Here is an 810-nt window from a genome sequence, read left to right as displayed (position 1 = left end):
CCAAGCAGCCCGACGCCGGGAATCTGGCGCACGCGGCGCGCGCTATCGAGCTGGCGCTCCAGCCCTTGCAATTCGTCTTCGATCGCATCGATGCGCTCCTCGATCTGGTGCAGCATCCGCAACTGCCCATCGATGAGTCCGTGCATCAGCGCAGGCACCTTGGCATCAATTTCGGTGCGACAGGTTCCAATCGCCTTGACGCCGGCCTGGCGCCCGCCGGGCAGCAGCACGCCGAACTCATAAAGCAAGCCGCGCAAGCCGTTGACCGTCTGTGTTCGCACCTTGATCCACTGGGATCGAACACGGTGCAAGGAGAGCACCGCCTGCTGCTGCTCGCTCTTTAAAGGCACCCATCGCATGTCCGGTTGCTGCGCCGCGCTCCAGATCGCTTGCGCATCGGCCGCATCGTTCTTGTTGCCGCGCACATAGGGTCTGACGTGGCGCGCATGGATCAGCTGCACCTCGTGACCCAGTGCCGAAAATGTTCGGCCCCAGTAATGGCCACTGCCGCAGGCTTCAAGCACGATCCGGCACTGTGCCTGGCGAGCAAAGAACGACGCCAACTGCGAGCGCTTCAGCGCCCGTCGCCCAATCTCACCTGTCTGTCCGTCTACCCAGTGCACTTGCATCACGTTTTTCGCAATATCCAAACCAAATGTCGTAATATTCATTTGGGGCCTCCGTCTCTAAGTGGTTGATTACAAACTCCACTTTGGCACATTGATGCCGTTGATGCGAGGCCCTCTTTACGTCTGCTTTCCTTCTTAGGCCTCGTCACTCACTTGAGGTGGGAGGCGTCCATACCATCTC

General features: G+C 59.6%; 1 protein-coding gene. It reads right to left on the bottom strand.

What is annotated here, in order from left to right; all coding sequences use genetic code 11:
• A partial coding sequence (locus tag CR155_RS20585; protein ID WP_102071923.1) for an IS110 family RNA-guided transposase occupies positions 1 to 671 on the bottom strand: 671 nt, incomplete at its 3' end.
• Between the last annotated feature and the right edge of the window lie 139 nt (positions 672 to 810).

It is taken from the genome of Pollutimonas nitritireducens, from assembly GCF_002849615.1.
GTDB classification, from domain to species: Bacteria; Pseudomonadota; Gammaproteobacteria; order Burkholderiales; family Burkholderiaceae_B; genus Pollutimonas; species Pollutimonas nitritireducens.
Note: the sequence above shows the minus strand (reverse complement) of the source record. Positions and strands in the feature narration are given on the sequence as shown.